The 13,946-nt window shown below is 64.1% G+C and carries 12 protein-coding genes; 8 read left to right on the forward strand and 4 right to left on the reverse strand.

The window, feature by feature from the left end; all coding sequences use genetic code 11:
- Nucleotides 1-156: 156 nt before the first annotated feature.
- The 3 genes from HMI58_RS08290 to HMI58_RS08300 all read left to right on the forward strand — a co-directional run bounded on the left by HMI58_RS08290 (nt 157) and on the right by HMI58_RS08300 (nt 4,165).
- On the forward strand, nt 157-846 hold the full coding sequence (locus tag HMI58_RS08290) for a TetR/AcrR family transcriptional regulator (protein ID WP_171618900.1): 690 nt from the start codon (nt 157-159) through the stop codon (nt 844-846).
- Between the two features lie 81 nt (nt 847-927).
- Nucleotides 928-3,495, forward strand: coding sequence for an MMPL family transporter (locus tag HMI58_RS08295; RefSeq protein ID WP_171618902.1), 2,568 nt, complete (start codon nt 928-930; stop codon nt 3,493-3,495).
- A gap of 64 nt (nt 3,496-3,559) precedes the next feature.
- Nucleotides 3,560-4,165 carry a TetR/AcrR family transcriptional regulator gene (locus HMI58_RS08300; RefSeq protein WP_171618904.1) on the forward strand — a complete coding sequence of 202 codons (606 nt, stop codon included), beginning with the start codon at nt 3,560-3,562 and terminating at the stop codon, nt 4,163-4,165.
- A gap of 118 nt (nt 4,166-4,283) precedes the next feature.
- On the opposite strand, the gene HMI58_RS08305 is transcribed toward HMI58_RS08300, so the two are convergent.
- Nucleotides 4,284-5,777 carry a catalase gene (locus HMI58_RS08305; protein ID WP_171618906.1) on the reverse strand — a complete coding sequence of 498 codons (1,494 nt, stop codon included), beginning with the start codon at nt 5,775-5,777 and terminating at the stop codon, nt 4,284-4,286.
- A 50-nt stretch (nt 5,778-5,827) separates the two neighbouring features.
- Complete coding sequence (locus HMI58_RS08310) at nt 5,828-6,277, reverse strand: Fur family transcriptional regulator (protein ID WP_171618908.1); 450 nt, start codon at nt 6,275-6,277, stop codon at nt 5,828-5,830.
- 91 nt (nt 6,278-6,368) lie between these two features.
- On the opposite strand from HMI58_RS08310, the gene HMI58_RS08315 reads away from it, so the two are divergent.
- The 4 genes from HMI58_RS08315 to htpX all read left to right on the forward strand — a co-directional run bounded on the left by HMI58_RS08315 (nt 6,369) and on the right by htpX (nt 10,165).
- Entirely contained in the window at nt 6,369-7,142 is a 774-nt protein-coding gene (locus tag HMI58_RS08315; protein ID WP_171618910.1) for an alpha/beta hydrolase, read from the forward strand.
- Complete coding sequence (locus HMI58_RS08320) at nt 7,129-7,836, forward strand: alpha/beta fold hydrolase (RefSeq protein ID WP_171618912.1); 708 nt, start codon at nt 7,129-7,131, stop codon at nt 7,834-7,836. Before HMI58_RS08315 ends, HMI58_RS08320 begins: the two co-directional genes overlap by 14 nt.
- A gap of 77 nt (nt 7,837-7,913) precedes the next feature.
- Nucleotides 7,914-9,194: an MFS transporter gene (locus HMI58_RS08325; RefSeq protein WP_171618914.1), complete on the forward strand. Its 1,281-nt coding sequence runs from the start codon at nt 7,914-7,916 to the stop codon at nt 9,192-9,194.
- Between the two features lie 92 nt (nt 9,195-9,286).
- Nucleotides 9,287-10,165 (forward strand): zinc metalloprotease HtpX, encoded by an 879-nt coding sequence (htpX, locus tag HMI58_RS08330; protein WP_171618916.1) that lies wholly within the window; start codon nt 9,287-9,289, stop codon nt 10,163-10,165.
- Between the two features lie 92 nt (nt 10,166-10,257).
- Here htpX and putP read toward each other — a convergent pair whose 3' ends face one another.
- Nucleotides 10,258-11,784, reverse strand: a complete 1,527-nt coding sequence (gene putP, locus HMI58_RS08335) for a sodium/proline symporter PutP (RefSeq protein ID WP_171618918.1) — start codon at nt 11,782-11,784, stop codon at nt 10,258-10,260.
- A 375-nt stretch (nt 11,785-12,159) separates the two neighbouring features.
- Between putP and HMI58_RS14670 the strand changes: the two genes are divergently transcribed.
- The gene (locus HMI58_RS14670; RefSeq protein WP_225667957.1) at nt 12,160-12,384 is read left to right on the forward strand and encodes a hypothetical protein; all 225 of its coding nucleotides are present in this window, start codon (nt 12,160-12,162) and stop codon (nt 12,382-12,384) included.
- A gap of 134 nt (nt 12,385-12,518) precedes the next feature.
- Here the strand turns inward: HMI58_RS14670 and HMI58_RS08345 are convergent.
- The coding region (locus HMI58_RS08345) for an HNH endonuclease signature motif containing protein (RefSeq protein WP_240153748.1) at nt 12,519-13,946 on the reverse strand (1,428 nt) is incomplete at its 5' end.

Consider the following 13,946-nt stretch of genomic DNA (forward strand, 5'->3'; position numbering starts at 1 on the left):
TCTCACGCTGCAGAAGCCAACGGACGCGCCCGACCTATCGGGTGCGTCCGTTGGTTCTGTAGCGCTTGCGGGTTTGTACCGCGCACGGACGAAACGTGAGCAGCGGCACACGTCATTTAGTTGCACAGGATGCAAAATTGCACTTAGTGTAACAATATGACTAGTCCAGCTCCGGTGACCGACCCTGCCCTCGTGCCCGATACGAGCGACACATCCGACGCCGGTTCCGCGGGCGCGGCTGCCGTGCCAGGCCGTCGGGAGCAGAACAAGCTCGACACGCGACGTGCCATTGCGGCTTCAGCCCTCGATCTCGCCCGCACGCACGGGCTGGGAAATTTCACGGTCGACCAGGTCGCGGCAGAGGCCGGTGTGTCCCGCCGTACCTTTTTCAACTACTTCCACAGCGCCGAGGAAGCTCTCACCACCTCCACTGATGCCTTCCTGGAGCTGGCCGCGGCAGAATTCATGGCCCGGCCCGCTGACGAACCCCTGCTGGACGCCATGATCGCCGCGCTGGCAGCCATCTCCAAGACCGACAACCTGGGTGTCTGCGGCGAACTCTTCCGGATGGCCGAGGGCAGCCCTGAACTGATGCGCAGTCAGCTGCACGCCTGGGAACGGGCCGAATCCCGGATCCGCCAGGCGGTCGACGAACGCATGGGCGGCCACCTGGATCCGCTGTACCTTCTCGCCCTGGTCGGTGCCGTCCTCTCCTGCGTCAAGGCGGCCATGCAGGTGTGGGCCGCATCCGCTAACGAATCACTCAGCGACTCGGCTGATGACCTTGAAGTACAGATTGTCGGCGCGTTGACCATGCTGCGTGACGGCTTCAGCAACCCCGTCTAGGCCTGCCGGTCATCGCCGACCAGTGCCCACCCCACCCCAGCTTCATAACCTCCACCCACCGAACGAACCGAGGAACACTTCATGGCACACCTGCTGTATCGCTTAGGCAAGTTTGCATCACGACAGCGCTGGTGGATCGTCTCCGCCTGGCTTGCCATCCTGCTGGCCGTCGGTGGTTCAGCTGCCGCGTTCTCGGGCACGCTGAGCAACAACTTCACCATCCCGGGTACCGAGTCACAGCGTGTGCTCGACGAACTGCGCGACACCATGCCCGACGCCATCGGCGGCATGGGCACCATCGTGTTCGAGAACCCCGATGGGGCAATGACCGAAGAACAGCAGTCCTCAGTTGAGGAGGCGCTCGCCGACCTTGAGCAGGTTGAGGGAGTAGAAGCGGTCATCAATCCCTTCGACGTCTCCCGCCAGCTCGACGAGGGCAGGGCCGGAATCGACGAGGGCCGGGCGGAGCTTGAGCAGGGCACCGCGGAGCTGGAGGCAGGCGCAGAGCAGGCCGCCGCAGGTCAGGCCGATCTCGACGCCCAGCGCGAAGAGTTTGAAGCCAGCCGGGAGCTACTCCCGCCGGAACAGGCGACAGCCATCGAGGCGCAGCTTGATGAAGGCCAGGCGCAGCTCGATGCCTCACTGGCCGAGATCGAGGATGGTCGGAGCCAGCTGGAAGAAGGCCGTGCCGAGATTGATCTCGCTGAGCGCACCCTCGACGCGTCGTCGGGGATCCAGTTCGTGTCCGACGACGGCTCCGCAGCGGTTGCCAGCGTCCAGTTCGATTCCCCGGTAGACGCCGTCACCCTGGAAACCCGCGAAGCGGTCCAGGTGGCAGCAGACACCGCCACCGACGCCGGCGTGAACGTGTTCTACAGCAAGGAGATTGTCCAGGACATCTCCGAGATCTTCGGTATCGCCGAAATTGTGGGGCTGCTGGTCGCCGTGATCGTGCTGATCGTCATGCTGGGCACGCTGGTTGCCGCCGGACTGCCGTTGCTGATGGCCATCGTGGGCGTTGGGGTGGGTGTGGGAGTGACCTTTGCCCTGACCGGCGTCATCTCGATGAGCTCCATCACGCCGGTCCTGGCGTTGATGCTCGGTCTCGCCGTCGGCATCGACTACTCCCTGTTCATTGTGAACCGGCATCGGACCCAGTTGCTGCGGGGAATGGACGTACAGGAATCGATCGGCAGGGCTACCGGAACTGCCGGCAACGCTGTCCTGTTTGCAGGCATTACCGTGATCATTGCCCTCGCTGCGCTGGCCGTCCCCGGACTGCCGTTCCTCACCCTGCTGGGCATGTCCGCCGCCGGCACTGTTGCCGTCGCGGTCCTCGTGGCGCTCACCCTGACCCCGGCGTTGCTGGGATTCATGGGCCGCAAGGTCATCTCCCGTCGCCGGTGGGCCAAGGCGGAGGCCGAATCCGATCTCGAGGCCTCCCACGAACAGGTGCAGGCGGAAGAGGACCGGAAGGCAGCCAGCGGTCGTGGCTGGGGTGGGTTCGCTACCCGGAAGCCGATCCTCACCCTGATCGCGGGCGTTGCCGCCCTGGCCGTCATCGCGCTGCCAGCCCTCGATCTGAGGGTCGGCCTGCCCGACGGCGGTTCGGAACCGGTCGACTCCACGGCCTTCCAGGCCTATGAACTGGCTGGCGAGTACTTCGGCGAAGGAACCAACGGTCCGCTGCTGGTGGTGGCTAATCTTCCGGCCACCGATACTGACGCGGAACTGAGCGAGCTGCAGCTCGAGGTGGCCGACCGGCTGGCGACCGTCGACAACACCGCCGCCGCAGTACCGGCTGGCGTGAGCGACGACGGACGCACGGGCATCTTCCAGGTGATTCCGACCGAGGGACCCGCCAGCGAGAGCACCGAAGAGCTGGTCCGCGAACTGCGCGATTCGGCACCGGCCATCGAGTCGGACACCGGAGTGCTGATCTCCGTGACCGGTCAGACTGCAGCCAACATCGACGTTTCCGAGAAACTCATGGAGGCAATGCCCCTGTACCTGGGGATCGTCGTCGGCCTCTCCCTGGTGTTGTTGCTCTTGGTGTTCCGGTCGATCCTGGTGCCGCTGATCGCCACCGCCGGCTTCCTGCTGTCCCTGTTGGCCAGCTTCGGCGCAACGGTCGCCATCTACCAGTGGGGCTGGTTCGGTGACATCTTCGGGGTAACCAACCCGGGGCCGATCTTGAGCTTCCTGCCGATCATCCTGATCGGTGTCCTGTTTGGGCTGGCGATGGACTACCAGATGTTCCTGGTGTCGGGGATGCGTGAAGCATGGGTCCACGGCGGCAGTGCGAAGAGCGCCGTCCGCGTGGGCTTCAGCCATGGCGCACGGGTGGTGACCGCTGCGGCGATCATCATGGTGGCGGTCTTCGCCGGGTTCGTGTTCTCCCACCTGACCATGGTCCGGCCCATCGGGTTCGGCCTGGCCTTCGGGGTGCTGGTGGATGCGTTCGTGGTCAGGATGACCCTCGTGCCCGCCGCGATGTACCTGCTGGGCCGCCACGCCTGGTGGCTGCCTAAATGGCTGGACCGTATCCTGCCCGACGTCGACGTCGAGGGCGCGCGTCTGTCGCGCACCGAACCCGTTGCCGCCGGTGCGGATCAAGACCACGCCGACCGGATTAGCATCAAGAATTAGACAGAACGTTACTCAAATGTTGTAGGTGTTGGCCCTATCGATCAGCCAACGTACTATGCAAAGTATGGCCCGACCACCGAACCCGGAACGCAAGACTGAACTGCTGGACCAGATCCTTGACTACCTGCTGGATAAGACATTTGCAGGGTTGAGTTTCCGGACACTGGCCGACGGTCTTGGCATCAGCAGCTACGTGCTGGTTTACCATTTCGGCAATCGCGAGGAACTGGTCAACCAGATCGTCACCCATATTGAGCAACGTGACGCCACGGTGAAGCTACCCAGCCCGGAAGACCTCAGCCGTGAGGATTTCCGGGAGTGGTCGCTGGCTTCCTGGCGGTGGTCGCAGATTGAACGGAACCGGCAGCTACAGCGGCTGGAGTTCGAGGCGTCCCTTCACGACGCGGTCAGCGATTCGCCTCGGGAGAGCGCCGTAGCGAAGTTCGAGTACTGGCATGGGTTTATCAGGGATTGGCTGGTCTGCCAGGGTGTTCCGGCAGAGATGGCTGACACGGCCGCACGGATGCATATCTCGGGTGTGTACGGCCTGCAGTATGACTTCGTCGTCAACCGTGACCGGCAGGCAGTCGAAGCGGCCCTGCTCATGATGCTTGACCACTTCTTTGACGTGATTGACCAGGCGAACGGGGCCGAGCAGCAGCGGGCCTGACGCGATCCAGAGCGCACCTGCTCCAGGCACGGTAAGCCAGGGCAACAAGAAAGGCGGGCCCCTGGGGGCCCGCCTTTCTTGTTGCCCACTCGGGGCTGACAGCCGGTTAGGCCAACGGTTAGACCTTGTTGGCGGCTTCGGCCTGGGTGTTTCCACCGGAGGCGTCAGCGCCGAGTGCTGCACGGAGCTTGGCACCGAGTTCGACGTCGACGTTGGTCCAGTACTGGATGGCCCGCTCCCGGATGGCGTCGATGGTCACGCCGCCGACGGCACCTGTGATGGTGTCGAGGAAGCGTGCCCGCTCGGCGTCGGAGAAGACCTCGCGGTACAGGGTGCCTGCCTGGCCGAAGTCGTCGTCCTCTGCGTGGAGGGAGTGTGCGGCGCGCACCAGGTCGCCGTCGTTCTCCCAGCCGCCGTGAGGGCCGTACTGTGCCGGATCAGCGGCTGGGCCGCCAACCGAGTTCGGAGCGTAGACCGGAGTGGACGGCGAGTTGAAGTCGTACCGTGCCGCTCCGTCCTTGGAGTAGTTGCGGACCTCGTTCTTCGGCGCGTTGACTGGCAGCTGTGCGTGGTTGGTGCCCACGCGGTAGCGGTGTGCGTCGGCATAGGAGAAGATCCGTGCCTGCAGCATCCGGTCAGGGCTGGCCGCGATGCCGGGGACGAAGTTCGACGGCGCGAAGGCGGCCTGCTCGATCTGCGCGAAGTAGTTCTCCGGGTTGCGGTTCAGGGTCAGCTTGCCGACGGGGATCAGCGGGTAATCGCCCTGAGGCCAGACCTTGGTGAGGTCAAACGGGTTGAACCGGTAGTCCTTGGCGTCGTCGTACGGCATGATCTGGACCTTGAGGTCCCAGCTCGGGAAGTTGCCGGCGGCGATGTTTTCGGACAGGTCGCGCAGGTGGTGATCCGCGTCCGACCCGGCAAGTGCCTCGGCCTGGTCTCCGGTCAGTACCTCGTGGCCCTGGTTGGACTTGAAGTGGTACTTGACCCAGGACTTCACGCCAGCTTCGTTGATCCACATGAAGGTGTGTGACCCGTAACCGTTCATGGTGCGCCATGAGTTGGGCAGCCCGCGGTCACCCATCAGCCAGGTCACCTGGTGTGCTGACTCAGGGCTGAGGGTCCAGAAGTCCCACTGCATGTCGGCGTCGCGCAGGTTGGTTCCTGGCAGGCGCTTCTGTGAGTGGATGAAGTCGGGGAACTTGATGCCGTCGCGGATGAAGAAGACGGGGGTGTTGTTGCCGACCAGGTCGTAGTTGCCCTCGTCGGTGTAGAACTTCAGGGCGAAGCCGCGGGGGTCGCGCCAGGTATCGGGTGAACCCTGCTCCCCGGCAACTGAGGAGAAACGCAGGAGCGTCTCGGTGACTGCGCCTGGCTGGAACAGCGATGCCTTGGTGTATTCGCTGACGTCCGAGGTGACCTCGAAGGTACCAAACGCGCCGCCGCCCTTGGCGTGGACTACGCGCTCGGGGACACGCTCGCGGTTGAACTGCGCAAGCTTCTCGATCAGGTAGTGATCGGTCAGAGGGATAGCGCCGTCGCGGCCCAGGCTGGACGAGTTGGCGTCATCAATGACTGGTGCTCCGGATTGGGTAGTGCTGAAGTTCGAAGACATCTGGCTCCTTTTGTTGCAGTGGTTGGAAATAGGGGTGGTTTGAGGGGAACTTAGCGGCAGTCGGCGCACAGGCCCTGGTAGACGACATCCGCAATCTGGATGGTCATCGGGCTGGTGCCGGCGGGCCACTGTGGGGTGAGGCAGGGCGCGTGGCCGACGGCGCAATCGACGTCCTCGATACGACCGCAGCCGGTGCACACCGCGTGATGGTGGTTGTCATCGACGCGGGTCTCATACCGGGCAGGGGAATGGGGTGTTTCGATCCGGCGCAGCAACCCCAGGGCGGTGAGATCGGCCAGCACCACGTACACGGACTGCACGGTGATCTCCGGCAGGTCAACGCGAACGCTGGCGGCGATATCCTCGGTGGTGGCGTGGGGGGAAAGCTCGACCGCCGCCAGAACCGCGAGGCGTTGACGCGTCACCCGACGGCCGTGGGCACGCAGGGCTGTAGCCCATTGCGCAACGGCTGCGCTCGGTGGTGTCGGGATGTCGGTCATGACCTCAGTCAACCATCTATTCTGACAAACTCATAATAGGCGCGCCGGTGGCGGTCGGGCGGGTCGGGGTTGGGTACCGTTGAGGGAATCGATGAAAGAGGTTGCAGTGGGCCGGACCATCTGGGAGCACTCCCAAACCGTTGTGGTGGGTGAGGTGGCCTGCGCGGTGAGGACCGTTGGGACGGGCAGCCGCGAGGTGATCCTGATTCATGGGATCGGGGTGTCCGCCCGGTATTTTGAGCCCCTGGCCGCCTACCTGGCCCAGACCTGCACGGTGCGCGCCATCGAACTCCCGGGGTTCGCCGCGCTGCCGGCGCCGCGTCGCCGACTCACGGTCGAGGAATTCGGAGCTGTTGCTGCCGAGGCGATGCGGGTGCTGGGGGTGCGGGACGCCGTCGTCGTCGGTCATTCAATGGGTTCCCAGGTCGCCGCCGAGGCGGTGCGCGCCGCGCCCGACCTGGTGGCGAGCCTGGTCCTGCTGGCCCCGACGATCAATGACCGGGAACGGACGGTCGCGACGCAGATGATGCGGCTCGCCCAGGACACGCTGCGCGAGTCTCCGGCGGCCAACTACATTGTCGTTTCCGACTACTTCCGCGCCGGCATGAAGTGGTACCTCAAGACCCTTCCCTCGATGCTTCAGCACCGCCTCGAGGAGACCCTGCCCGCGATCACCTGCCCGGTCACGCTGGTGCGCGGCAGCCGCGACCCCATCGTTCCGGCCGACTGGATGCGCCGCCTCGCTGACGCCGGGCCGGACGTGGCCACCGGAGAGGTCCCCGGTGAGCCGCATGTGATGATGTATCGCTCGCCCGAGGCCACCGCCCGGTTCTGTATTGGTGAACCCTCACATGCTGCTCGCTAGACGCGGATGGTCCTGGGTTCTGGACTACGTCTACGTGGGGTACTGGCAGGTACATGGTTTCCTGTTCCGTGAGGATCCCGCCCAGTACCTGATTCCGGAGCTTGGGCCAACGGAGCAGCCGGGCCCGCCGGTGCTGCTCATCCCGGGGATCTACGAAACCTGGCAGTTCATGCGGCCGGTCGCTGAACACCTGTCGGCCGCGGGTCACCCGGTGCACGTGGTTCAGCAGCTTGGCTACAACCGGGGCACCGTCCAATCCATGGCGGCACTCGTGGCCGAGTACCTTGCCCGGCACGATCTCACTGACGTCGTCCTGGTGGCCCATAGCAAGGGCGGATTGATCGGCAAATACGTCATGACCCAGCCCGACGGTGGCGACCGGGTACGCCAGTTGATCGCCGTGAATACGCCGTTCTCCGGGTCGATTTACGCCAACTTCTTTGTGCTGCCGAGCATCAGGGCCTTCTCACCCCGCAACAAGTTCCTCCGCACGCAGCTCGCCAACATCGGATCCAACGCACGGATCACCTCCGTCTACAGCCGGTTCGACCCCCATATCCCCGAGGGGAGCCAGCTTCCCGGCGCCGAGAACATTGAGCTGGAGACGATGGGTCACTTCCGGATCATCGGAGACCGGCGGCTGCTCGAAGTCGTGGATCGGGCGATCGCCGACTACGGGTCACGCACTGCCTGAGCGCGAGTTTCACGCAGGGCCGCGCGCCTGGGACCGGTGGTTGCTGGAGGAAACCACTTCGCCGCTACACTTCATGAGTGCCCAAACTTCTAGCCGATATCACGCCGCTCAAAGAGAGCCCCGCATTCCGCCGGTTGTTCTTCGGGATGGCGCTGTCGGCGGTCGGCACCCAGCTGACCCTGGTGGCGGTAAGCCTGCAGGTCTACAGTCTGACCGAGTCGAGCCTGAGCGTGGGGCTCCTCGGGTTGTTCGCGCTGGTGCCACTCGTGGTCGCGGGACTCTACGGCGGGGCGATCGCTGACGCCCACGACAGGCGCAAGGTAGCCCTGGTCTCCGGGTTTTTCCTGTGGGGCAGTACCATGGCGATCGCCGCGCAGGCCTGGGCCGGGATCGAGAATGTCTGGCTGCTTTATTCACTGGTGGCGGTCCACTCCGGTGCCGCAGGCATCAACCAGCCCACCCGGACGGCTATCATTCCCCGGCTGGTCCGCCCCGAGCTGCTCCCCGCAGCGAACGCGCTGAGCATGATCACCTTTGGCTTGGCCATGACCGTCGGCCCGCTGTTCGCCGGTCTGCTCGTGGCCCAGGTGGGCTACGGCTGGACCTACACCGTTGACGTTGTCACTTTCACGGCGGCCCTGTGGGCCTTGTTCAAGCTACCGCCGCTACCGCCCGAGGGTGAGGTGCGGCGGGCGGGACTGGCCACGGTGCTGGAGGGCTTCAGGTACCTGGGCACCCGGCCCAACATCCGGATGACGTTCCTGATTGACCTTGCGGCAATGGTGATGGCGCAGCCGCGGGCGCTGCTGCCGGCGATCGGAGCTGTCCTGATCGGTGGCGGGGAACTGACGGTAGGGATCCTGCTCGCGTCAGTCGCCGTCGGGGCGGTGCTTGCAGGACTCTTCTCGGGTCCGCTGGGGCACATCCACCGGCAGGGTTTGGCAGTGATGTGGGCAGTGATCGGGTGGGGTGCCTCGATCAGCGCTTTTGGCCTGGTGGTGGTGATGGCCGGGTCCTCGCAGGCTGCCGCTTCCGACGAACTGTCCCCCTGGATCATTCCGGCGGCAATCTGCCTCGTGTTCGCCGGGATCTCCGACTCGGTCAGTGGGGTGTTCCGCAGCACGATCCTGCAGTCCGCCACCCCCGACGCAATGCGCGGCCGCCTGCAGGGCGTGTTCATTGTGGTGGTGGCCGGTGGTCCGCGGCTGGGTGACATGGTGGCTGGCGGGAACGCTGAGTGGCTGGGGGAGGGCTGGACAGCGGTGTTCGGCGGTCTCCTGTGCATTCTGTTGGTGATCATTCTGATGAAGCGCCAGCCACGGTTCGCGCAGTACGATTCACGTAACCCCGAGCCGTAGTCGGGGGCAATTAGCGCAGTAGTTGGAACAGCTGTGCAATGTGATGCGTTGTACTCGGTGATTGACCGTTACCCAAGGAGTTGTCAGTTTCAGTGCACAATCATTTCAACGGACCCAAGACAGTGATGTTGTTTGGTGCCCTCATGGGCATCTTCCTGGTCTTCGGTGCGGTTATTGCCGGGGCCACGGGCAGCTCGGCCTTCATCTGGATCTTTGCCCTGATCGGCGTCGGATCTGTCGCCTACAGCTACTGGAGCAGCGACAAGCTGGCGATCCGTGCGATGCAGGCTGTCCCGGTGACCGAGCAGCAGGCGCCGGCCATGTACCGGATCGTGCGGGAACTCAGCACCAAAGCCAACAAGCCGATGCCGCGCCTGTATGTGTCGCCCACTATGGCGCCGAACGCCTTTGCGACCGGCCGCAACCCAGAGAATTCAGCAGTGTGTTGCACCCAGGGCATCCTGTCCCTGCTGAATGAGCGGGAGCTGCGCGGGGTGCTGGGACACGAGCTGATGCACGTCTACAACCGCGACATTCTCCTCAGCTCCATGGCGGCTGCGGTGGCTGGCGTGATCACCTCGGTAGCGCAGATGTTCGCGTTCACCGGAATGATGGGCGGCAACCGCAACTCGGGCGGCAACCCGATTGCGGCGATTCTGCTGGCTATCCTTGCGCCCTTCGCTGCGGTGCTGGTGCGTTCGGCTATCGGCCGGACCCGTGAGTACGACGCCGACGAGGATGGCGCCAAGCTGACCGGTGACCCCCTCGCACTGGCGTCGGCGCTGCGCAAGCTTGAGCGGGGAACCCAGCAGGCTCCTTTGCCTCAGAGTCAGCAGCTCGTCAACACGTCACACCTGATGATCGCCAACCCGTTCAAGGGCGGCGGCGTGCAGAAGATGTTTGCGAGCCACCCCCCGATGGGTGACCGGATCCAGCGGCTGGAGCGGATGGCTGGCCAGCCCCTCCGCTAGAGAGTCCCCTCACTAACCCAAACGACGACGGCGACGCCTCCCTTGCTGAGAGGCGCCGCCGTCGTCGTGCGTAGAACTGTTGTTCTGGGTGCCTAGGCGGTGGTGATCCTGTCGTCGGCGGCCTTTTCAGCAGCGATCCGCTTGAAGGAGCGGGTGCCCTTCACCGCGAGGTCGAACTCTGCTTCGATCTCGGAGTTGGACTTCCAGGTGAGCTTGCTGACGACGATGGCGACGATCAGGTTGAGGAAGAAACCGGGGACGATTTCGTACATGGTGTCGGCGAGGGCGGAGTTGCCCCAGGTGAAGACCACGACGGCACCGGAAACCATGCCGGCGAGGGCGCCGGGCATGGTGAGCTTCTTCCAATAGAGGGCCAGGAGAACGGTGGGGCCGAAGGCAGCGCCGAACCCGGCCCAGGCAAACGCGACCAGCGAGAGGATCGATTCGCTGCGCCCCGAGGCCAGGACGATGGCGACAATCGCGACGACCAGAACGCCCAGACGACCAAGGACGACGCCCTGCTTGTTGGTAAGGGTGCGCTTGGAGACCATGTTGTAGAGATCCTCGACGAGGGCTGAGGAGCAGACCACCAGCTGCGAGGAAATGGTGCTCATCACCGCTGCGAGGACCGCTGCCAGGATGATGCCGGCGACGAAGGGGTGGAAGAAAGCCTGTGACAGGTCCAGGAACACGGCTTCGGGGTCAGTCAGCGACAGATCCGGGTTCTGCTGGAAGTAGGCGATACCAACCAGTGCGGTGGAGATGGCGCCGATGACGGTGAGGACCATCCAGCCCACACCGATCCGTCGTCCGGCAACGGCGTCCTGCGGGGTGCGCATGGCCATGAAACGGACGATGATGTGCGGCTGGCCGAAGTAGCCGAGGCCCCACGAGGCAGCCGAGATGATGGCAACCGTTGAGCCGCCGGCGACGATGTTCAGGAACGACGGATCAACCTCGCGAATTGAATCAGTCAGGCCACCGAAGCCACCGACCTGAACCAGCCCGATGATGGGGACGATGATCAATGCCATGAGCATCAGCAGGCCCTGGGCAACATCAGTGAAGGTGGCGCCCATGAAGCCGCCAAAGAGGGTGTAGGCGATGGTGACCGCGGCGACGATGATCATGCCAACGGTGTAGTTGGAGTTGAACGAGCTTTCGAAGAAGACTCCACCTGCGACCATGCCGGAGGAGACGTAGAAGGTGAAGAACACCAGGATGATGATTCCGGAGACGATCCGCAGGATGCGGGTCTTGTCTTTGAGCCGGTTCTCGAGGAAGCTCGGCACGGTGATCGAGTTGTTCGACACCTCGGTGTAGCTGCGCAACCGTGGTGCAACGAATTTCCAGTTGAGCCAGGCTCCGATGGTAAGGCCAATGGCTATCCAGATCTCGATCAGACCCGAGACGTAGATCGCTCCGGGGAGTCCGAGGAGGAGCCATCCCGACATGTCGGAGGCTCCTGCGCTGAGGGCTGCCACGCCCGGCTTGAGTCCACGGCCGGCGAGCATATAGTCGTCGAGGTCCGAGGTTCTCTTGAAGGCATACCATCCGATTCCGAGCATGGCGCCCATATAGATCACCATTGCGATGATTTGGAATGTCTGGTCGGGCATGACGAGGTCCTCTCATATTTTGCTTGGAATTTGCTGAGTGCAGCCGCCGACTATGCCAAAGACCAGCGCTATTGGCTAATAAGGTGATAGGCCTCACACTGTGTTGACGCGCTTTTTCGCGGCGTTAGGAAGTATGCTCTCTACTTTTGTGTCGGCGTCCTGGTAGCTCTTTCGATGGCTGAGGGGCCCTGGCCAGGAGTGCTGGTCATGACGTGGCCAGGAGTGGCCAGCACCCCCGCTGAGCGGGGATGCCGGCCAGGCCCGGACCCCCAGGCATCAGCGTCCCGGTTAGGTCTTCCGATGCTTGAGGGGCCCTGGCCAGGAGTGCTGGTCATGACGTGTTTCTCTGGCCAGGAGTGCTGGTCATGAGTAGGGGTGTCCGCCATCCCCGCTGAGCGGCGATGCCGGCCAGACCTGCTGGACCTGCCGGACCTGCTGGACCTGCCGGACCTGCTGGACCTGCCGGACCTGCCGGACCTGCCGGGCCTCGCGGACCCGCCAGACCTGCCGGGCCTGGCGGACCCGCCAGACCTGCCGGACCTGCCGGACCCGCCAGACCTGCAGGACCCGTCAAGGCCCGCGCCTAGGCGTGAGACGTAGACCGTAAGCGTCCTGATCGTGAAGGTCGTTCGGGTCCAGGTTCGTAGACGCGTGCCGCCTCGCGACGCGGCTGGCCTAAGGGGACTGGCTCGGAAGGACTACGTTTCTTGAGGGGGTGGAAAAGCTACCTTCCTTCAGAAGGGTGGTGGGTCTTTCTTTGGTGCCGGTGGTGGGTCTGGTCGGGTGAGGTAGGTTTCGCCGGCCGGTGAGATGGCGATGATCATTCCGGGTTCGGGTTGTCGGTAGTGCCAGTAGCCCTCGGATTTGAGCTTGTGGTGGCGTTTACACAGCGCCGCCAAATTGCCGTAGCTGGTTTTCCCGCCCTGGGACCAGGGTTTGGTGTGGTCGAGTTCGCAGAACACCGCCAACCGGTTACACCCCGGATGCCGACACGTCCGATCCCTGACCCGGACCGCATCTTGGAGGTCTTTGGGGACCCGATAAGTAGTGGCGTCGGCCCCAAGCCTCGCCCCGGTGAACGGGTGAGTGAGAATCCTTGTGAACGAGGGTGCGTGCCCGGCGAGTCTCCTCGCGGTGTCGGGGTCGATCGGCCCGTATCCTTCGAGTTCACCCGGTGCGTCCCCGCCGAGGAGGGTCATCACTGGGACGGTCACGAACACCTTCGCCTGCACACCCCAGAAGGCACCTGCACCACCACGGCCGACCGGCTCGCCCACGGCGGTCGATCCGCCGTTCCCTGGCATCCCGTCCAGTCCGTTGATCCCGTCAACGACTGGTCCTCCGGTACTTATGTGCCCGGTGGCACCGGCGCTGGTGAGGACATCGATGAGGACGTCGGCGCGTAGCTGGGTGAGGGTTCGTGGTTCGTCGGGTCCTTGCAACGCACGGGCGGCGGTGTCGACCCGGTGGAAAATCCCGGCGGCCTGATCCACCGGCAGGTACGCTTCGAGCCAAGCCATCCCGTCGTAGCTCGGAGTCAGGAACACCCCGCGTTCCTTCACCGCTTTCTTACGTCGGGTGGTGATGGTTTCGGGGTGGAGTTCTTCCCGGAGCCGGTTCGCCTGCTGCCGGAACTTCGCCACCGTCGTCAGGGCCGCCATGTCAATGAGCCGGTCCTCAAAATCCGCGGTGACGGCTGGGTTGGTGTCGGGGATGCTGGTGGCTTCCTCGACCACAGCCCACGCGTGCCGTTTACTGAGCTTCCCGGCCTCCAACGCCTCCAGGGTCGCCGGGCAGTACCGGGTCAACAGGGTGCTGTGCTCGACCAGGAACCCGGCCGTGCGTTCGGGTATGTGCAGGGCTGCACTGATCTCCGAAGCGGTGACGGTTTTCTCGTACCCCCAGTCCCTCGGATCGTGGCGGGTGTGTTCGGTTTGCAGGTCCAGGGCCCGGGTCACAACTTTGGCTTCCTGGGCGTCCAGCCAGGACCGTGCCTCGTCGATCTCTTTCAACGTGTCCAACACCTGGCACGCGTCCAACCCACCCACCGCTGCCATCTGCAGCCGTCCAGTCAGTGCGGGAGGCTCACTACTGGAACGGACCCGCACATCCGGGTCATCCCCGAAGTAAAAGAGATCCCACGCTTCAGAAAACAACCACTC

Source organism: Arthrobacter sp. 147(2020), from assembly GCF_013116715.1.
Classification (GTDB): Bacteria; Actinomycetota; Actinomycetes; order Actinomycetales; family Micrococcaceae; genus Arthrobacter_D.

Bases quoted from the DNA above. Each gene is read 5' to 3' on its own strand.
- HMI58_RS08290 (WP_171618900.1), top strand. From the start codon at position 157: ATGACTAGTCCAGCTCCGGTGACCGACCCTGCCCTCGTGCCCGATACG.
- HMI58_RS08295 (WP_171618902.1), top strand. From the start codon at position 928: ATGGCACACCTGCTGTATCGCTTAGGCAAGTTTGCATCACGACAGCGC.
- HMI58_RS08300 (WP_171618904.1), top strand. From the start codon at position 3,560: ATGGCCCGACCACCGAACCCGGAACGCAAGACTGAACTGCTGGACCAG.
- HMI58_RS08305 (WP_171618906.1), bottom strand. From the start codon at position 5,777: ATGTCTTCGAACTTCAGCACTACCCAATCCGGAGCACCAGTCATTGAT.
- HMI58_RS08310 (WP_171618908.1), bottom strand. From the start codon at position 6,277: ATGACCGACATCCCGACACCACCGAGCGCAGCCGTTGCGCAATGGGCT.
- HMI58_RS08315 (WP_171618910.1), top strand. From the start codon at position 6,369: ATGAAAGAGGTTGCAGTGGGCCGGACCATCTGGGAGCACTCCCAAACC.
- HMI58_RS08320 (WP_171618912.1), top strand. From the start codon at position 7,129: ATGCTGCTCGCTAGACGCGGATGGTCCTGGGTTCTGGACTACGTCTAC.
- putP (WP_171618918.1), bottom strand. From the start codon at position 11,784: ATGCCCGACCAGACATTCCAAATCATCGCAATGGTGATCTATATGGGC.